The following is an 18,360-nucleotide window of genomic DNA, read 5'->3' as shown; positions in this document are numbered from 1 at the left end:
GAGATCCGATCAGTTAGGGCCGTTGTCATTGATTTGACAGCGGCCCGTCCCTTTTTTGCGCAGCGTGCGGTCATCTATTGGCAATCAACTCGACCGCCGTATTGACCGCTTCCCTTGTCATTTCAATATCCGTGTCAGTTACCGCAAGGGAAGGGTAGAGCTTTCCGGGCGATTTAAAGATGCCACTCGCCCGTAAGCTGTTGTTGTAATCCACGTTGCGTCGGGGTTCATCGTGCCGAGAGCTGCGATAATCGCGACACGGGGCATTGGTGAAATAGATATCAAACAGAGTTTCATCGCCACAAACCTGATGCGGGATACCGGCCGCTGTCAGCGCATCAACCTGCATCTGTTGCAACGCGGCCCCTATGGTCCTCAGACGCTCATAGGTACCTTCACGGCGTAGTATTTCCATCGTTTTCAAACCTGCGGCAGAGGCAACCGGATTGCCCGACAATGTGCCCAGTTGCATCAGCCAGCCGTCTTCGCCGACCTGTGCCTTGTCGAAATGCTTCATGATCTCGGTGCTTGCGCCCAGCGCGGCCAGAGGGAAGCCACCACCGGTAATCTTGCCCAGCGTGCAGATATCGGGCGTCACGCCGTATTTCTCTTGCGCGCCGCCATAAGCGAGGCGGAAACCGGTCACGATCTCGTCAAAGATCAGCAGGACATTGTGTTTGTCGCACAATGCGCGCAGACCTTGCAGATATCCGGGCATTGGCGGAATGATCCGTTGCAGCGGCTCGACCATAATCGCGGCGATATCGTCATGTTCGTCCAACAGCGCTGCGACGGCCTCAAGGTCATTGAACGGGGCGATCAGCATCTGCTCGGCCACGCCCGCAGGGATGCCGGCGCTGTCGGGCACCGCCTGTGGGAAGTTCACATGGCGGCTGGGGGCGAGGCTCATCTGCGCCTCGGCGCTCATACCGTGATAGCCGCCCTCGAACTTCAGGATCTTGTCGCGCCCGGTATAGGCGCGGGCCAAGCGGATGGCGTACATGTCGGCCTCGCCACCCGAGGCGACAAAGCGCACCTGTTCGCAGCACGGCACGGCGTCGATGATTGCCTCGGCCAGTTCAATGCCTTTGGCGTTGTTGGCGAAAAAAGTCATGCCCTTGGGCAGTTGTTCCAGCACCGCCTCCATCACCTCGGGGTGGCCGTGGCCCAGCAGCATCGGTCCAGAGCCGATCAGATAGTCTATATATTCGGTCCCGTCCTCATCCCAGACGCGACTGCCTTCGCCACGGGCAATGATGATGCCGGGGTCGAAATTGCCAAATCCCCCGGCGGGCAATGCGGCGTTGGCGCGGGCGATCCATTCGGATTGAGTGTTGATCTTGAGCATCTCAGGCAATCTCCAATATCGGGGAACCAAGGGTTTCCAGGTCGGGCGTCACGCCCAGACCCGGGCCTTCGGGCGGGGCGATGCGACCGTCTTTGCGGCTGGGTGCATCCGGGCAGAGGCGCGGGCCCACGTATGAGGACAGATCGCAGGTGTTCATCAACGAGCCATGCGGAGTCGAAGCCGCGAAATGCAACGCGGCGGCGGTGACGATATCGGATCCCCATGTGCATTCGGCGCAGATTTCGGCCCCCAGATACACTGTCAGATCGCGCGCGCGGCGCATGGCCGACAGACCGCCGAACTTGGACAATTTCAACGCCACCGCATCCATGCAGCCCAATTCATGTGCACGCAGCAACGAGGCCAAATCATGGGCGTTTTCGTCGATCTTCATCGGCAGGCCGGTGGCTTGCCGCACGGCGGCACAATCCTCCAGAGTTTTGCAGGGTTGTTCCAGCATCACATCCAGATGTGTGACGGCGCGGCCCGTGCGTGTGGCCTGCAGGCGCGATGCGCCGCAGTTCCAGTCTCCGTAGACGATTGGCCCCGGCCCCACAGCTTCGCGCACTTTGGTCAGGCGTTCGGCATCGGCCTGCCAGTCGGCTTCGACCCCCAGCTTGACCTGAAACTGACGTATGCCGGTCTGATAGGCGGTCTGCGCGATGCGGGCCATCTCATCGGGGTCTATGCAGGTGATCGAGTGATAGAGCGGCATGTCCTTGCGCGTGCGCCCGCCCAGCAACGCATAGACCGGCTGGCCCGTGGCTTGGCCGAATAAATCCCACAGGGCAAGATCGACGGCGGATTTTGCGTAGCGATGGCCTTGTAGAAACCCGTCGAGTTTCCGCATGGGGGCATCGGCCCCGAAGGGCGACATACCCAGGATTTCCGGGGCCATTTCGGTGATCGCCGCCGGGACGCCATCGGCATAGGCGGGCAGATAGTTCGGTATCGGGCAAACCTCGCCCCAGCCTTTCAGCCCAGTATCAGTTTCAAAGCACAGGACATGGGTTTTGACAGTGGCGCAGGTTTTGCCCTCGGCCATGCGGTAGGTTTCATGGCTGGTGAGGTCGACGGACCAGAGAGTGATGGCGGTGATTTTCATTCAGGCCGCCCTTGGGGTGTTGATGTTGTGCAGTCAGAGGGGCCAGCCCCTCTCTTGGCCTTCGGCCAATTCACACCCCGAGATATTTCTAGCCAGATGAAGGGGCGGATCATCGCGGGGCCTCGTAGGTTGCGATTGGGAGGCCGAGGGTGTCTTCGTCGGGGTGGACGCCAAGGCCCGGGGTTTCGGGCAGGTGGAGGTGTCCGTTATTGTTGCGGGGACCGCGACCGTTGGCGATGTCGATGGTGATCATATCCTGGCAGGCCCAGACGGCATGGCAGTTCTGATCGGGGATGGTGGCGGCCAGATGCAAGGCCTCGGTATCGGCAAGAACGGTGCCTCCGGTGGCCATGACAAACATGTCGATCCCGTGGGCCAGCGCAATATCGCGCATTCGGGCTGCCTTGGTCAGGCCGCCGACGCGGTTTAGCTTGATGCCAAAGACCTCGGCAAGACCGTCGCGCGCGATGCGGGTGGCGTCTTGCAGGGTGACGAGGCTTTCGTCCACTGAGACGGGTGAGGCGTGGCGACCCGAGATGGCGGCGATGTCGTCGAGGGATTCGCAGGGTTGTTCGAAGATCACCTGCAAAGGCTCGCAGGCCTTAATCACGCGCAGCGCCTGTTGGCGAGTCCAGCCCCGGTTCACGTCATAAAGAACAATCTCGCCGGGGCGGCGGAAGCTTTCAACATCTTGAACGCGGGCTATGTCGCGTTCGACGTCTCCGCCGATTTTGACCGAATGGGCGATGTAACCACGGTCGCGGTAGCGGGTCATCACCTCGCGCGTTTCTTCAGCGGTTTTGGCACCGACGGACGAGGCAATCGGGCGTGGGGTGCGGGAACCGCTGCCCATCAGATCAGCAATTGGCAAGCGCGCTGCTTGCCCGGCGATGTCCCAACAGGCCATGTCGATCGGACTTTTGGCATAGAGGTGGCCGGGCAGCGCCGTATCCATGGCGCGTTCCACATCAAGCACGCGGCGCGGATCCAGGCCCAGAATAAACGGGGCCATGGTCTCGATTCCCGCACGGATTCCAGGGCCATGGGCTGGCACATAGGTATGGCCCCAGGGCGTGCCCTCACCCCAGCCGATCAAGCCAGTATCGGTTTCAAGCTTCACCAGCGTAGCGTCCAACGTTTCGAATTTCAAACGCCCGCCAGACAGCCAATAGGGATGCTCGAGCGGCAGGTCGATTTGGTAGACGGTGATGGTTTTGATCTTCATAGCGCGTACTCTGCCACGGGCGCACCGAGGCTTTTGAAATCCGGGGTAACACCCAACCCTGGCGCATCTGGCGCGTAGAGCTTACCGTTTCGCGACACAGCCCCGCCGCATCCGGTCGAGCGGGTGTTGTAGTTCATCAGGTCTGTGGTGTTTTGCAGGTATTCCTCGGGCGTCGAGGCGGCAAAATGGGCGACGATGGCAGTGGTGATTTCGCCGCCCCATGTATCCTCGGACACCACGGGAATACGGTTTTCAATCAGATAGTCACGCACCCGTCGTGCCTTGCTGAGCCCGCCGAGATTGGAAAGCTTGAGGCAGCAGATCTCGGCCCCCTGATCCGCGACGATCCGCTGCGCCATGTGCATTCCGGTCAGGCATTCGTCCAGCTTCATCGGCTGTTCGGCCACGCGGCGGACCTGTTGGCATTCCTCATACGTTCTGCAGGGTTGTTCGAGGATAAAGTCCAGGTCGCGCGTCGCCCGAGCCACCCGGATCGCGTTATCCACGCGCCAGCCCTGATTGGCGTCGGCCATGGCGGTCTCACCCGGTTGCAGCAAAGGGACCGTGGCCCTGATGCGGTCGATATCCGTGGCCCAATCTGCGCCTACCTTGATCTGGAACTGACGGTAACCCTGATCGCGATAGGTGTTCATCTCGGCCACGGTCTCATCCACTGCCTTCTGAGGTGCCACCCGATACATTGGGGCACCATCCGTCAGCTTGCCACCCAGCAACATCCAGATGGGCTGCGAGCAGGCTTGCCCCAGAATATCCCAACAGGCCGCATCAAACGGAGCCTTTGCGTATCCGTGACCCTGTACAAGATGGTCCATCAGTTGTTCGATCCGCCCAACCTGCCGCGGGTCCTCACCCAGTAGCTTAGGGGCGACGAGAGCGGCCAAGGCAGGAACGCCCTGAGAATGCGCGACCATGTAGTTTTCGCCGCAGGGTGTGAACTCACCACAGCCCTGCAACCCAGCATCGGTGTCGATCACCACAACCGAGGCGATGGCCGTCTCAATCGCATTGCCCGCACCCCAAACGTAAGCCCCACCGACATAGGGCAGCCCGGTCTGATAGATGCGGATGCGGGTGATTTTCATGCGGCGTCCATTCGGGGCAAGGCATCCAACCCTTCGCCGCGCCACAACACGTAGGTCAGGATGGGGCTGTCGGTGGTTGTCATTGCGTGACTTTGCCAACTGGTGTGCAGCCGGGTTTGGTTGGGGGTCAGTTCGGCGTCATTGCCTTCGACCCGAAACCTCGCACGGCCGGCGGCGATGAGGTACAGTTCTTCGGCCTGATGGCTGTGCCAATCATAGGCCAATCCCTCACCCCAAAAAGCCACGTAGCCCCGCAGCTTTGTTGAGTGGAAATGGCCCGTGGGACCGAACAGTTCATAATAGCCAAAACGGTTCAGGAAGTCGGCACCGACTTCGTCTTCGGTGTAAGTCAGCTTCCAATCGGCGAGATGCGCGGTTGCGCAGATCGCCTTCGTAAGGGCTTGGGTCGGCCCCGCATCGGACGGGATCGCCTGCACGAGAGGAACCGCCGGGATCGCGTTTGGCGACACGTCAACGGCGCACAGATCATCTGGCCAATCGCCGAACGCAGCCAGATCAGGATGCGTTTGGTGCAGCTGTCGCGCGGCGTTCAGCACATCATCCAAAGTCATGGGATCACCACGATATTGCCCGTGTGCTGCTTGGCGATGAAAGCTGCTTGCGCCTCGCGCAGCTCCTCCAGAGGATAAGTCGCGGCAAGAGCCGGTTTGATCTCACCCGCTTCGATGTATTTGACGAGGTTCTGCATGACTTGCGGATCAATCACGGTAGAGCCGGTGAAGGTCAGGTCGCGCAAATAGAAGGTGCGCAAGTCGAACTCAACCATCGGGCCCGCGATAGCCCCAGAACAGGTATAGCGTCCGCCGCGCTCGAGGATGTCGATCAGGGTCGGCCAGTAGGGACCGCCGACCACATCTGCGACCACCGTGATTTTTTCACCGCCCAGCGCGGCACGCAGGTTTTCTGGTGCGCGCGGCAGGATCATGTCAGGACCAAGCTCGGCGACGTCGGCATGTTTCGCCTCGGACGCCATTGCGATAACGCGCGCGTCACGCCGTTTGGCCAGTTGCACCAAGGCGCCGCCGACACCGCCCGAGGCTCCGGGCACCAGAACCGTGTCTTTTTCAGTGACGTTGGCTCGGGTCAGCATCCCTTCGGCGGTTGAGTAGGAGCAGGAAAACGTCGCCAGTTCCGCATCCGACAGATCAGAGGTAATCGGCACGGCATTCACGGCCAGAGTGGTGGCGTATTCCGCAAACCCTCCGTCCCGTTCCGAGCCGTAGTAGCCGGTTTTGTCCTTGTTGCCGGGATCATCCGGGTCGCGCAGCCAGCCATCGGTGATCACACGCTGACCGATGCGGGCGGGGTCGACGCCCGCGCCCACGGCAACGATATGGCCACAGATATCCGCCCCTTGAATGCGTGGAAAGGTGATCGGGTTTCCGCCCCAGGTGGGGTCTTCCTCACCCACCTCATGAAACGCGCCGCCGGTGGTCGCGTCGGTGACTGTCTTGGAATACCAACCCGACCGCGTGTTGACGTCCGTGTTGTTTAGACCGCAGGCGGCGACCTTGATCAACACTTCCTGAGCCGCAGGTTCGGGGCGAGGCCAGTCCGGGTGCAGGACCATCTGCTCCAGCCCGCCATGACCCATCGTGACCATGGCTTTCATTGTATCAGGCAGAGTCATTGCGCGGCCTCCAGTACAGCGTCGGGTCGTGGCAGCAGGCTTTGCGGATCATAGGCCGGTTCACCCAATACTCGGGCCGCGCGGGGTTGGCCGTGGATCACGACTTGCAAGGCTGTGCCGGGCGTGGCGGCCTCGGGCTTGATATAGGCAAAGGCGAGGATCTTGCCGACGGTATGGCCGTAGACTACCGACGCGGTCGAGCCGACCACGCGACCATTCAGCATCACGGCCTCGCCACCATGGCCGTCAATCTCGCCATCCGGTTCGATTTCCAGATAAGCGCAAATCCACGGAAGGTCGGTGTTCAGGGTCATTTCCTTGCCCAGATACTCCTTGTCGGTGCGCGCAAAGCGCAGCACGTCCGCCTCGGCCAGAGTGACCTCATTTGTCAGTTCACCCGCGCCTTTGAAGCCTTTCTCCATCCGCATCACGTTCATGGCAAAGCTGCCGTAGTCGGCGATGCCATGCGGTTCACCCGCACCCCAAAGTGCGTTGTAAACGTCGAGGCAAGCGGTGTTGGGCATGTGCAACTCCCAGCCCAGTTCCCCGGCATAGGACATGCGGAACGCCCAGACCTTGTGGCCTGCGATTGTGATTTCCTGCGCGGACAACCAGCGGAACCCGGCATTGGTCAAATCGGCATCGGTGCAGCGCGCCAGTACGTCCCGCGATAGGGGGCCGTTCAGCGACAAGGCTGACCAATCGGACGAGAGGGCGGTAATCTGAACATCCTCATCCGCCCGCTGTTGCGTCAGGTGATCCCGCAGGCGTTGCTCGAAGAACGCCGCACAGACCAGATAGAAGCGGTCTTCGGCCATACGAACGATGGTTGTCTCCAACTCGATCCGGCCCCGGCGGTTCAGCATATGGGTCAGCGTGATCGAGCCCACTTTTTGCGGCATCCGGTTGGCCGTCAGCCGATCCAGCAGGGCGTAGGCATCCGGCCCCGAAACCTCGACCTTAGTAAAGGCGGTGACATCCATGATGCCGACGCGTTCGCGCACCGCTTTGACCTCGGCCGCGACCATGTCGTCGGCGGGCGTGCGGCGGAAGGAATAATGGTCGCGCTGTTCAACCCCATCGCGGGCGAACCAGCGGGGGCGCTCGAACCCATAGACTTCCTCATGCACCGCGCCCTTGGATTTCAGCAACTCATACAGGGGCGATGGCTTGATCGGACGCCCCTCGAGACGGTTGAAATGCGGAAAGGGGATTTCGTGGCGCAGGCAGTAATCTTCCTCGGCCTTGATCACCTGCCAGTCCTTCGTGGCATAGCTGCCGAACCGGCGCGGATCGAACTCGCGCATTGAGATATCGGCGGCCCCATGCACCATCCAGCGCGCCAACTCACGCGTCAGACCCGGCCCCCAGCCAATGCCGATCTGCGTACCGCAGCAGCACCAGTAGTTCTGCACACCCGGCGCAGGCCCGATCAACGGGTTACCGTCCGGCGGGTGCGAGATCGCGCCGTGCACGTCACGCTGAATGCCCAGTTCGGCAAAGATCGGCATACGGTTCAGGCTTTCCTCAAGCCACGGCATCACCCGGTCGTAATCCGCGTCGAATAGCCAGTTCTCGTATTCCCACGGGCAATGATCATGCCAGACCGAGTTCGGGTTCTCTTTCTCGTAAATGCCGATCAGCCCGCGCTGCTGCTCCATGCGGATATAGCCCGAGACTTTGCGGTCATCGCGGATCACTGGCAGTTCGTTGTCCAGATTCTGGAACTCAGGCACCGGTTCGGTCACGAAGTAATGGTGGGTCATCGAGGTCATCGGCAATTGCAGCCCTGACCATTCACCCATCTGCCGCGCATAGGTGCCGCCCGCGTTCACAACATGCTCACACGTGATGGTGCCCATCTCGGTCTCAACCACCCACTCGCCATTCTCGGCCTGAGTGATGTTGGTAGCGCGGCAGTTGCGGAAGATGCGGACGCCTTTTTGGCGCGCGCCCGTCGCCATCGCCATGGTCACGTTGGTCGGGTCCACATGGCCGTCGTCGGGTGTATGCAGCGCGCCCAACACGCCTTCAAGATTGTAGAACGGGTGCAGTTCGGCCACCTTCTCAGGACCGACCAATTCGATGTTGAACCCCAGCGACCGCCCCACCGATAGGGTATGGCGCAGCCAGTCCATCTCATCCTCGGTATAGGCCAGGCGGAAGGACCCGCAGCCATGCCATGTCACCGGTTGACCCGTTTCGGCCTCCAGCTGACCGGAATAGAGACCGATATTGTAGTCCACGCATTTGCCCAGCCCAAAGCTTGAGGTCGAATGCGTGATCTGGCCCGCCGCGTGCCACGTGCTGCCGCTGGTCAGCTCGGCCTTTTCCAGCAGGACGGTATCTTCGCCCCAACCTTCATGCGCCAGATGATAGGCCAGACCGACCCCCATGACGCCGCCTCCGACAATGACCACGCGAGCGTGGGTGGGCAATTTCTTCTCGGACATGACATTTCCTCTTCCCGAGTCGCTTTTCTGCTCGACAGGCTAATTCCACATTTGTACCATCGTCAATCATGAATGACACAAATGTATCATCAATCGTTCTCGACCGCCTTACGGAGGAATGGGAGGCGCTGACGCCCGAGGCGCAAAAGGCTGCACGCTATGTGCTGGAAAACCCCACGGATGTTGGGGTTTCGACCGTGCGCGAGATCGCCGAGGCCGCAAAAGTAAAGCCCAACACGTTCGTCCGGATGGCGCGGCAGGTGGGGTTCGAAGGGTACGAGGATTTCCGCGCCCCGTTCCGCGATGCGATTCGGCGCGGCACCGCGTCGTTTCCGGATCGCGCGCGCTGGTTGCAGGACATCGGCAAGTCTGGCGAATTGGGCGGGCTCTATGCTGACATGATTGGCGCCGCGATCCGAAATATCGAAGACACCTTCGCCGGGATCGATGCCGAGCGCCTGCAATCGGCGGCTGAAGATATCTGGAATTGCCGCCAGATTTTCACGCTGGGCGTGGGCGTCAACAACTCGAACGCGCGCAACTTCACCTATCTTGCGTCAACGGGGATGAAGCAATTCCACGCCATCCCCCGTCCCGGATCAACTCCGGTAGACGATCTGGCCTGGGCCGATGAACAGGACGTGCTGATCGCCATCACATGCCACCCCTACCGGACCGAGGTGATCGACGCGATCAAACTGGCCCGGCAACAGGGCCTGACCGTCGTGGGTATCTCGGACAGCCCGGCCAGCCCGGTCATTCTGAACGCGCAGCACGGCTTTGTCGTGGCCGCCGATACGCCGCAATTCTTTCCCTCCTCCGTCTCGACTATCGCTTTGCTGGAAACGCTGCTGTCCTTTGTGGTGGCCGTCTCCAGCGACGAAATCGTCGAGCGGGTGGAGCGGTTTCATCAACGCAGACACCAACTTGGCCTCTACGCGGAGGAGCCCGAATGAACGCACCCCTGACCCATTCACTGGACGCGCGATACTATACCGACCCCGCGATTTTCGCGCACGAGATGCAGGGGCTGCTGGCCCGATCCTGGCAATTCGCGGGCCACGTGGCGCAGGTGCGCGAACCGGGTGATTACTTTGCGTTCGAGATCGCGGGGCAAAACCTCTTCTGCATTCGGGGTCGCGACGGGGAAATCCGCACATTCTACAATGTGTGCCAACACCGCGCGCACGAGATGGTCAGTGGCGCGGGTAATACCCGCGTGGTCGTCTGCCCCTATCACTCTTGGACCTATGAACTGACGGGCCAATTGCGCGCCGGCCCGAATATCAAATCGGTTCCCGGTTTCGACCGCAGCGCGATCTGCCTGACCTCGGTCCGGACCGAAGTGTTCAACGGTTTCATCTTCGTCAACCTCGACGATGATGCAGCCCCCATGGACGATTGGTATCCCGGCGTGCGCGAGGAAATCGGTGCGTTTGTGCCGCATATCGACGACCTGGAACCGCTGGAATGGGTGGAAATCCCGGAAAACTGCAACTGGAAGGTCAGTATCGAGAATTACTCGGAATGCTATCACTGCCCGACCAACCACCCGACTTTTGCCGAAGGCGTCGTCAAGCCCGAGACCTATGACATTCAGCCCGACGCCAGCGGCGGCCATGTCCTGCGTCATACGACCGAGTGTCAGAGCCTCGACAAGATGACCTACCCCATCGACATGTCCGTGCCTCACGCGGGCGACTACCAGTCGTGGTTCCTGTGGCCGATGTTCTCGTTCCAGTGCTATCCGGGTAACGTACTGAACACCTATCACTGGCGCGCGAATGACGCCGATCACTGCACCGTCTGGCGCGGATGGTATACCGAGGGCGGATCGGAAAGCGCCGTCATCCGCCAACTGGCCGTGCAAGACCGCGAGACAACGGTCGAAGAGGATATCCGTCTGGTCGAATCCGTCCACCGCGGCCTGAAATCCCGCGGCTATCGCCCCGGACCGCTGGTGCTGGACCCCGGCTGTGGGGTTATGTCCGAACATTCAATCGCACGGTTGCAACAATGGATGCGCGACGCCATTGATGGCTGACCTGCCTAATGGCTAGGAAAATACGTCGAATTTTCTTAGCCCGACGCTTAGCCTACAAACAAAACTTCAGAGGTGAAAATGTCAGACCTGTTCAACGAAGACCTGTTTCTGAAAGGCCTGGAACAACGCAAAAACACTCTTGGCGCAGAATATGTCGAAAAGAACCTCGCGGCGGCTGACGACTTCACCCGCCCATTCCAAGAAGCAATGACAGCATGGTGCTGGGGCTTTGGGTGGGGTGATGATGTCATCGACGCCAAAACACGGTCGATGATGAACCTGTCGATGATCGGCGCCCTGGGCAAAATGCATGAGTGGGAAATTCACTGCAAAGGCGCGATCAACAACGGTGTTTCACCAGAAGAGATCCGCGCCATCATCCATGTCATCGGTATCTATTGCGGCGTTCCACAGGCTCTGGAATGCTTCCGCGTTGCCCGTAAAGTTTTGGGCTATTCCTGAACGACCCCATCCAACGCCTGACACTTCGAAATTCAGCACCGTTCGCGCGTACTGGATGTGCCGAATTTTGGTTTGCCTTGCGCCAACTTTGAGCGCGCAGTGATTTGGGACTTCGACAAAGCCCAAACCGCCACACTGCTGGGTTAAAGCAAAAAAAATCGCCCGGCCCTTTCGGAACCGAGCGGTAGAGGGAAAACGAAAAGGAGCACATCACGTGTGCTCCTTTTGCATGGTTACTGGATCAGCCGCAGCTTCTGGATGGAACCGGCAATCGACACGAACGAGTCGATGATCTCTTCGCCGGTAACCTCGTAGTAGTGCGAAGGCGACGAGGCGCATGCCTTAACCTCGGCCGCCGCCTGATCTGAAGTTTCAAACGCAACCGCATAGATGATCACGTTGTTCGCCTTGGCCAGCTCACACTGCTGTTTGAACAGCTGCAAGTTGGTAACCTGTGACGATGTAATGGTCGTGTCTTCGGACGGGCGCGAGACCAGCTCGGTCAGACCGTTTTCTTCTTCCATTTCGTCAGCTGGGCGAACCTGCGGGCTGGTCCGGCCATCGGTCATGATGACGATGTATTTCGACGTGTCCTCATGATCCCAGTTTAGGGGACGGTTCGCGAATTCAGCCGGAACCTCACCCATTGTGCTGAGATAGGCAAAGGCATCGCGCGAAGACGGGTCAAGCAGAGCCAGCGCATATTTCAGGCTGTAATTGGTGCCAGTGCCGTCGAACAGACGCAGGTTGTCAATAAAGCTGTGCAGAGTGACCTCGTCGTTCTGAGCGTATTTGATGCTCATCTCGTCATCCGGGCACCAACCCCAGTTCTGCGTGGTCTCGTCATAGTCCCAATTCACGAAGTACGGCACCTGCTCGGTCGAACCGGATGGCAATTGCGACGTCATGAAATCGGAATATGAAAGTTCCAGACAGGACGATTCATTGTTCGGGATGGTCTGGTAGTATGAGTGGAAATCATTGAACTGCAATTCAGCATCGACATTGTTGAATTTAGTTTCGCTGGCTTCCATGTCACCCGTGACGCTGTAGTATTCGGTTGCTTGCTTACCACCCTTGATCGAAGCACCAACCAGTTCTGCGTCTTCGGTCAGGACAGAGTTCTCGATGGCGAAATCCTTGACGTAGTAATAGTAGGTGTCGACGTCGTCTTTGTCGAAACCATCCACGTCGTTGTCCGGAAAGCTGTCAATCTTTACCGAGTAATCCGGTGAACCGTCGCCGCTGGTGTCAAACCAGAAGACAACGTTGGAAATATCCTGCTTCCAGGTCGGGAAATACCCCTCTTCTGTGGTCGTGCCAAACCGTTCACCACCCAGGTATTCGAACATCGTCGACCCCGGGTTTGTTTGACCCGCGAAAGGAATGACATTGATCGAAGTCTGCTTGTCCGCCTTGGTACCCGTTGTGGGGTCTTCATTTCGGCTAAGACTTTTGGTGATGAACGCCTTGGCGGCAGCTTGCATCAAATCGACACGGTTGTTGCTGCCCATACTGCCCGAAATATCCAGCACCAATGAGATCTCGGTATGGGGCGCAGCTTCATTGGCCGCGGCTCCGATACCCAAAGGAATAGAGTCGATACCACTCAGGCGCATGAATTTTGTATCGTATTCTGCCCCGATCGCTGCGGCGACCGTCCGGTCCTGAAACGCCTCTTGAACAGCTACTGAGCTTTGGTACTCCGACAGCCCCTGCGCCGCCAGATGCGCATTAACCACTTCCTCTGGTGGCAGTGTCTGCTCGAGGTTGGCGGCAGCAAGCACCGCATTGTCAAGAACCCACTGTAGCTTAACGCGGTCGCGCTCATAGTTGGCGACATCAACTGCGATTCCCGTAGCGGCCAGCAACATGAGAAAGACGAAAAGCGCAAAAATCGTCAAAGCGCCATCTTCGCCAGTGGCGAAACGTCCCTTTTTAGAAGGACCACTTAAAATTGAGTTCAGTTGTCTTCTAGTCCGAATTCTGGGCATTTGAATCTCCGGGGCAACGTAAATTTTTTTCACCATTGCCTGAGAATTTGTCCCCAATTTGCCACAAATCGGGTGTTTAGATTACAATAAATGAATGTGAAATGAACTGAAAATTAACGAAGATTTCCTACAGAAAAAGGCTCTAATTAGTCGTTCAATAACAATTAGTTAAATAAATTCATACTGCGTTGAGAATCCCCCTGATCGGTTCATTTTCAATTAATACTTTGAAAAAATAGCTTGAAAATTGCGGTATTTGGGGCGGACTGGAACAATTGGAAAACTCCCGAAAACCAAAGCCTATTTGCCCACGCTGGGAACGGCTACGTCGATTCGGCGAACTAAAGTGGCGTTGTTCTCATTTTCGCAACAACTTTAACGGAAGTTGAATAATGTATTCGCACTTCATTCAATCAAGATTTGGCACAATTCGTATTAATTGAATCTGAACACCTTAGTCGCCCCGAGATTCTGCAAAGGGAATAACATGACAAAGTCTGCCATATTGATTGCAACACCGTGGTCTTCGGTTGAGCGATACACATTTAAGTCGGTCAGGTGCAGCAGCAGCCCTGCGGTGGGAATGCGAGGTCGTGAACGTTTTCCTCCGATCAACATTACGCTTGCGGGCATCGTCAGAGAAATGCGGTTTCAGGAAGAAAATAAACCCGCCGCGCCCAAGTGATTTCGGACCAACATTCTGGCGCTGCTCGCCCCAAAAAAAGGGAAAAGCCCGCTCATAATAAGAGCGGGCTTTAATTCGCGCCTAGAGTGAGTACGGGTGCGCGATCCTTTTCGTCTTCAGTTCACATCCATTAGTCGATTACCGGGCCAGCCAATGTTTTGTAGGTGGATGATAAAGGCTGGCCCGGCTCTCGTTGCCTCCGTGAGATTCAGGGCAATGAGATCATGTCTTATTCGAGCCCGAGCATGGCTCGCACCGTCGCCTCCACTTCGTCGGTTACAGGTTTGTTCGCCGCATCTTCAAGCGCCTCACGCTCCAGGTCTGGCTGCTGTTCAACTTGCTCAGTTAGATCTTCAACTTCTGCAACCGCATCGTTGTAGTCGACAGCATCCTGCAGCTCATCCGCAATTTCCTGCTCCTCCTTTACGGCTTCCGCAAGCTCTGCTTCTGCAATGCCCAACGCCTCTTCGATTGCTTCATCCTCACCACCGGCATCCGCCAGGTCTTGTTCCAGACCGTCGACAACCTCTTGTTTCTCGTCGACATTTTGCTGCGCTTCATCAAGCGCATCTTCGATCTCATCGGTTGTACGATCGGGCTGTTCCAGGCCCGCAAGCGTTTCGATCGCTTCTTCCAGATCCTCTTCGAGGGCAAAACCTGCCAGCACGGTATCACGATAGATTGCGATCCGGCCGACACGGGAATTCGGAGAGGCATTCAACAACGCTGTCGGGCTGGCATTGGCCGCATTCAAGGCACCAAGTTCAGAAGGATGGGCCTGAAGAAGCTCGGACGCTTTGACCTTTTTGCTCCGGCCCTGTGGCCGAACAGATGTTGTCACTTCGGTCACGGCATCTTTCTGCTGAGAGCCAGAGGATACGGAACGGCTGGACTTGGACGATTTCTTGGACGACTTATTGCCTTGGAAAAAATCCTTCAAAGAGAAGCCTTTTCCCCCAAGCGACTTACTTCCCGACCCCGCGGTTTTCTTACCGCTACGGTTGAGTCCCCCTTTGCCCTTTGCGCCATCATTTTTGCCTGCGCCTTGGCCGCCATTCCCTTTGCCGCTGTTACCTTTTTCTCCACCGTTACCGCCGCCATTGCCTTTACCGCCACCGTTGCCCCCGCCATTGCCTTGCCCCCCTTTGGCAAAGGCGGGTTCAGGCACCGCGACCGTCATAACAACAGCAGCAGAGCCAACTAAGGCCACGGCAACAGCAGAAGCTTTCAGGAGGTTTGTCGTCTTGATCTTCATGTTCATTTACTTTGGCCCTCGCGGATCGAAATATTCCGAACGACAGCCCCCACTTAGTCGCCAGAGGCAGAATCACCCCTTTGATTGCATTTGACATGATGCACACTGAACACACGAAAAACTGTTTGTTCATCACTAGTTCACATAGAATTAATTAATCTTTAGGGTGATCTACGCAAAGACAGTGACCGTGATGTTAAAGCTTGTAGCAGTAACGCTTTTTGCCACCCTTCTCATGACTGGTGAGGGGTTTGCTGACGCGCGCGAACTTAAGCAGTCCGAGTTACGCCAGGCGACAAAGACTGGCAGTGCAATTCGGTTGAAAAGAGTTATTCGTGGCGTTGAAAAAGTGTTTGGCGGCACTCCTGTGGACGCACGCGCGTTTCAGACGGACAGGGTCTACTACCGGATTCTGGTCAAAAAACCCAATGGCAGCATTATAAGTGTTATTGTTGATGCCCAGACCGGCGTTGTCGTATCGAATCGATCTAGTGTTGGTCGGCAAATACGCGAAGCGGCTCAGGCGAATAACGGCAAATCGGCCAATTCCAAAAGCCAAGCTGGAAACCGGGCCAACAGCGGAAACAACAATGCCGGTGGAAACGGCAAAGGCAACTCCGGTGGCAATGGTAATGGCAACTCCAGTGGCAATGGTAATGGCAACTCCGGTGGCAATGGTAATGGCAACTCCGGTGGTAATGGTAATGGCAATTCCGGTGGTGGCAACAGCGGCGGTGGTAACTCCGGCGGTGGCAACAGCGGTGGTGGCAGCTCCGGCGGTGGTAACTCCGGCGGCGGCAACAGCGGTGGTGGTAACTCCGGTGGTGGTAACTCCGGCGGCGGCAACAGCGGTGGTGGTAACTCCGGCGGCAACGGTAACGGAAATGGCGGACGCGGAAGATAACCGATGAACATTTCGCCGAAGCATTGTAGTTTTCACCTATGAGAGTATTGCTTGCAGAGGATGAGCCGCATCTTTGCGCTCAGATCAAAAAACTTCTGAACGCCGAAGGCCGGGTTGTGGACGTCGCCCACAATGGGCTTGAGGCGCTTCATCTTGGATCAACTGAACCGTACGACGTGATCGTTTTGGACGTCGGTCTGCCGGAACGGGACGGTATCTCGGTTTTGCGGGAATGGCGCGCAAACGGCGTCAAGACCCCAGTGCTGATCCTTACTGCACGGGATGGCTGGAGCGAACGGGTCGACGGTCTGGATGCTGGCGCCGACGACTACATGACCAAACCCTTCCATATGCCCGAGCTGGCAGCCAGAGTGCGTGCGATCCTACGGCGACAAAGCGGACAGCTTAATCCCCTGATCGAGATGGGGGGTGTGTCACTGGATACCAAAAACGGACGAGTAACCGCGAAAGATGTTCCGGTTGATCTGACTGCACAGGAAATCGCTGTGCTGACCTATCTGGCGCATAACCGCGGCCGTCTGATCTCGCGCACCGAACTTTCCGAGCATATTTACGAATATGATGGTGATCGGGATTCGAACACGATCGCTGTCTTCATCACACGTCTTCGAAAAAAGCTGGGTCCCGAACTGATCAAAACCGTACGCGGGCGCGGCTATATGATCGACAGCGCCTGATGCTGTCACTAAGGGAACGAGCCCTGCTGGGCGGCGTTGCCACGGGTGCCATCTCGGTTGCGGTGGGCACTTTGGCGGTTCTATCCTATATCAACTCAAGGGTCTCGGATCAATTTGACTCCAATCTGCGTGACCGCCACACGCAGCTCGTTGTCGGGCTAAGTGTCACGACAGACAACCCGGATGCATTGCAGGATCTGATGTTCGATCCGGCCTATGGCACACCTTATTCAGGGCGGTATTGGCAGGTGACCAACGGAAGGGATGAGGTTTTCACCTCGGCTTCTCTGTTCGATGAAACCATCGCGGAACCTGTCGTTGCCACGGCGTCTGCAACCTTCTGGAACACAACCGGCCCTGAAGGTGAGGCTCTGCGCAGTATCTATCAGGAAATCTCGTACGAGGACGGAACCGTATGGGGCGTCAGTGTAGCCGAGAGTCGCGACGAGCTCATTGCCGAGCGCCGGGCCGCGCAGCGCAGCCTGCTGCCGGTGTTTACTCTGGTGGGCCTGATTGGGGTCGCCGGATCTTTGCTTTTGATGTCTGCGATCATGGGTCCACTTCGCAAACTTCGTACGGATGTTGCACATCGCTGGGACACGGATGAGGGGCTCAAGCCTGACGACTATCCTGATGAGGTGTCGCCATTGGTCGACGACCTCAACAAACTTTCAAGGCGTAATCGGGATATTGTATCAGGGTCGCGTCGACAAACTGCCGACCTCGCGCATGCGCTCAAGACGCCGACAGCGATCCTTCGTAATGAATTGAGCAGCCTAGCTGAACATGGCGCCACGATCGACACCGCGCAGGAAGCACTGGACAGGATAGACGCTCAACTCAGTCGATCATTGGCACGAATGAGGGCTATGAACACAGCCGAACTTAGCCATTCGCGCGCAGATCTGTCCAATTCGGTGGACCGGCTGTCGCGCCTGTTTTCTCGCATGGCTGAACGTGACGGCAAAGAGCTCGAAGTCATCCGACAAAAAAACCTTTGGGTACGGATGGATCCCCAGGATATCGAGGAAGTCCTGGGTAATTTGATGGACAACGCTGTCAAATGGTGTCGTCAAACTGTGCGTGTTTCGGCGATGGCCAAAAGGAACAGTATTGAAATTCATATCGAGGACGACGGACCGGGTATCCCCGAGGATGACCGGCGCGAAGCTCTTCGATCAGGCGGGCGACTAGACACCTCTGTCGCTGGAACGGGACTGGGGTTGGCGATTGCGGTCGATTTGCTCAATGCATACGGAGCCAAGCTGGATCTGGGCAGATCAAAGGTGCTGGGCGGGTTGGAATGTCATGTTGTGATCAACTCGATCCACAAGAAACCATCAACATAGGCGGAAGAGCACACAAATTCTGTGTTGATGGCGGAGGCGAAGGCAGTACAATTAATCCGTTAAAGCATTATTAAATATAAACAA

15 protein-coding genes are annotated in these 18,360 nt (G+C 57.6%); 6 read left to right on the top strand and 9 right to left on the bottom strand.

Annotated features, from left to right (window positions below):
• Window positions 1-70 precede the first annotated feature (70 nt).
• The 7 genes from ACR0DX_RS04925 to ACR0DX_RS04895 form a co-directional block, all read right to left on the bottom strand.
• Window positions 71-1,348, bottom strand: coding sequence for an aminotransferase class III-fold pyridoxal phosphate-dependent enzyme (locus ACR0DX_RS04925; RefSeq protein WP_170353632.1), 1,278 nt, complete (start codon window positions 1,346-1,348; stop codon window positions 71-73).
• A 1-nt stretch (window position 1,349) separates the two neighbouring features.
• The gene (locus ACR0DX_RS04920) at window positions 1,350-2,453 is read right to left on the bottom strand and encodes a mandelate racemase/muconate lactonizing enzyme family protein (protein ID WP_170527274.1); all 1,104 of its coding nucleotides are present in this window, start codon (window positions 2,451-2,453) and stop codon (window positions 1,350-1,352) included.
• Between the two features lie 109 nt (window positions 2,454-2,562).
• Window positions 2,563-3,678, bottom strand: a complete 1,116-nt coding sequence (locus ACR0DX_RS04915) for a mandelate racemase/muconate lactonizing enzyme family protein (RefSeq protein WP_480845371.1) — start codon at window positions 3,676-3,678, stop codon at window positions 2,563-2,565.
• Window positions 3,675-4,781 (bottom strand): enolase C-terminal domain-like protein, encoded by a 1,107-nt coding sequence (locus ACR0DX_RS04910; RefSeq protein WP_170353635.1) that lies wholly within the window; start codon window positions 4,779-4,781, stop codon window positions 3,675-3,677. The genes ACR0DX_RS04915 and ACR0DX_RS04910 overlap by 4 nt, the downstream gene beginning before the upstream one ends.
• Window positions 4,778-5,353, bottom strand: coding sequence for a dimethylsulfonioproprionate lyase family protein (locus ACR0DX_RS04905; RefSeq protein ID WP_170353636.1), 576 nt, complete (start codon window positions 5,351-5,353; stop codon window positions 4,778-4,780). The genes ACR0DX_RS04910 and ACR0DX_RS04905 overlap by 4 nt, the downstream gene beginning before the upstream one ends.
• Window positions 5,350-6,432, bottom strand: coding sequence for an alcohol dehydrogenase family protein (locus ACR0DX_RS04900; protein WP_480845368.1), 1,083 nt, complete (start codon window positions 6,430-6,432; stop codon window positions 5,350-5,352). The genes ACR0DX_RS04905 and ACR0DX_RS04900 overlap by 4 nt, the downstream gene beginning before the upstream one ends.
• On the bottom strand, window positions 6,429-8,885 hold the full coding sequence (locus ACR0DX_RS04895) for an FAD-dependent oxidoreductase (protein ID WP_170353637.1): 2,457 nt from the start codon (window positions 8,883-8,885) through the stop codon (window positions 6,429-6,431). Before ACR0DX_RS04895 ends, ACR0DX_RS04900 begins: the two co-directional genes overlap by 4 nt.
• Before the next feature lie 68 nt (window positions 8,886-8,953).
• Here ACR0DX_RS04895 and ACR0DX_RS04890 point away from each other — a divergent pair, with 68 nt between their 5' ends.
• From ACR0DX_RS04890 to ACR0DX_RS04880, 3 genes are all read left to right on the top strand, one after another.
• Window positions 8,954-9,841: a MurR/RpiR family transcriptional regulator gene (locus tag ACR0DX_RS04890; RefSeq protein WP_170353638.1), complete on the top strand. Its 888-nt coding sequence runs from the start codon at window positions 8,954-8,956 to the stop codon at window positions 9,839-9,841.
• A complete protein-coding gene (locus ACR0DX_RS04885) occupies window positions 9,838-10,929 on the top strand; it encodes an aromatic ring-hydroxylating oxygenase subunit alpha (RefSeq protein ID WP_170353639.1) in 1,092 nt (363 codons plus the stop codon). Before ACR0DX_RS04890 ends, ACR0DX_RS04885 begins: the two co-directional genes overlap by 4 nt.
• A gap of 78 nt (window positions 10,930-11,007) precedes the next feature.
• Window positions 11,008-11,391: a carboxymuconolactone decarboxylase family protein gene (locus tag ACR0DX_RS04880; protein WP_170353640.1), complete on the top strand. Its 384-nt coding sequence runs from the start codon at window positions 11,008-11,010 to the stop codon at window positions 11,389-11,391.
• Between the two features lie 233 nt (window positions 11,392-11,624).
• Here the strand turns inward: ACR0DX_RS04880 and ACR0DX_RS04875 are convergent, their stop codons facing one another.
• Together ACR0DX_RS04875 and ACR0DX_RS04870 are read right to left on the bottom strand one after the other, a co-directional pair.
• Window positions 11,625-13,385: a pilus assembly protein TadG-related protein gene (locus ACR0DX_RS04875; protein WP_480845364.1), complete on the bottom strand. Its 1,761-nt coding sequence runs from the start codon at window positions 13,383-13,385 to the stop codon at window positions 11,625-11,627.
• A gap of 914 nt (window positions 13,386-14,299) precedes the next feature.
• Window positions 14,300-15,331: a hypothetical protein gene (locus ACR0DX_RS04870; protein WP_170353642.1), complete on the bottom strand. Its 1,032-nt coding sequence runs from the start codon at window positions 15,329-15,331 to the stop codon at window positions 14,300-14,302.
• Between the two features lie 160 nt (window positions 15,332-15,491).
• Between ACR0DX_RS04870 and ACR0DX_RS04865 the strand changes: the two genes are divergently transcribed.
• The 3 genes from ACR0DX_RS04865 to ACR0DX_RS04855 are packed head-to-tail and all read left to right on the top strand — an operon-like array spanning window position 15,492 to window position 18,276.
• Window positions 15,492-16,229, top strand: coding sequence for a PepSY domain-containing protein (locus tag ACR0DX_RS04865; protein WP_480845362.1), 738 nt, complete (start codon window positions 15,492-15,494; stop codon window positions 16,227-16,229).
• A 38-nt stretch (window positions 16,230-16,267) separates the two neighbouring features.
• Complete coding sequence (locus ACR0DX_RS04860; protein WP_170353643.1) at window positions 16,268-16,927, top strand: response regulator transcription factor; 660 nt, start codon at window positions 16,268-16,270, stop codon at window positions 16,925-16,927.
• Window positions 16,927-18,276 carry a sensor histidine kinase gene (locus ACR0DX_RS04855; protein ID WP_480845359.1) on the top strand — a complete coding sequence of 450 codons (1,350 nt, stop codon included), beginning with the start codon at window positions 16,927-16,929 and terminating at the stop codon, window positions 18,274-18,276. The genes ACR0DX_RS04860 and ACR0DX_RS04855 overlap by 1 nt, the downstream gene beginning before the upstream one ends.
• The last annotated feature ends 84 nt before the right edge of the window (window positions 18,277-18,360 follow it).

Source organism: Ruegeria sp. D3, from assembly GCF_056534465.1.
Note: the sequence above shows the minus strand (reverse complement) of the source record. Positions and strands in the feature narration are given on the sequence as shown.

Excerpts from the sequence above, each read along its gene's own strand:
- ACR0DX_RS04925 (WP_170353632.1), bottom strand. The coding sequence starts at position 1,348 with ATGCTCAAGATCAACACTCAATCCGAATGGATCGCCCGCGCCAACGCC.
- ACR0DX_RS04920 (WP_170527274.1), bottom strand. The coding sequence starts at position 2,453 with ATGAAAATCACCGCCATCACTCTCTGGTCCGTCGACCTCACCAGCCAT.
- ACR0DX_RS04915 (WP_480845371.1), bottom strand. The coding sequence starts at position 3,678 with ATGAAGATCAAAACCATCACCGTCTACCAAATCGACCTGCCGCTCGAG.
- ACR0DX_RS04910 (WP_170353635.1), bottom strand. The coding sequence starts at position 4,781 with ATGAAAATCACCCGCATCCGCATCTATCAGACCGGGCTGCCCTATGTC.
- ACR0DX_RS04905 (WP_170353636.1), bottom strand. The coding sequence starts at position 5,353 with ATGACTTTGGATGATGTGCTGAACGCCGCGCGACAGCTGCACCAAACG.
- ACR0DX_RS04900 (WP_480845368.1), bottom strand. The coding sequence starts at position 6,432 with ATGACTCTGCCTGATACAATGAAAGCCATGGTCACGATGGGTCATGGC.
- ACR0DX_RS04895 (WP_170353637.1), bottom strand. The coding sequence starts at position 8,885 with ATGTCCGAGAAGAAATTGCCCACCCACGCTCGCGTGGTCATTGTCGGA.
- ACR0DX_RS04890 (WP_170353638.1), top strand. The coding sequence starts at position 8,954 with ATGAATGACACAAATGTATCATCAATCGTTCTCGACCGCCTTACGGAG.
- ACR0DX_RS04885 (WP_170353639.1), top strand. The coding sequence starts at position 9,838 with ATGAACGCACCCCTGACCCATTCACTGGACGCGCGATACTATACCGAC.
- ACR0DX_RS04880 (WP_170353640.1), top strand. The coding sequence starts at position 11,008 with ATGTCAGACCTGTTCAACGAAGACCTGTTTCTGAAAGGCCTGGAACAA.
- ACR0DX_RS04875 (WP_480845364.1), bottom strand. The coding sequence starts at position 13,385 with ATGCCCAGAATTCGGACTAGAAGACAACTGAACTCAATTTTAAGTGGT.
- ACR0DX_RS04870 (WP_170353642.1), bottom strand. The coding sequence starts at position 15,331 with ATGAACATGAAGATCAAGACGACAAACCTCCTGAAAGCTTCTGCTGTT.
- ACR0DX_RS04860 (WP_170353643.1), top strand. The coding sequence starts at position 16,268 with ATGAGAGTATTGCTTGCAGAGGATGAGCCGCATCTTTGCGCTCAGATC.
- ACR0DX_RS04855 (WP_480845359.1), top strand. The coding sequence starts at position 16,927 with ATGCTGTCACTAAGGGAACGAGCCCTGCTGGGCGGCGTTGCCACGGGT.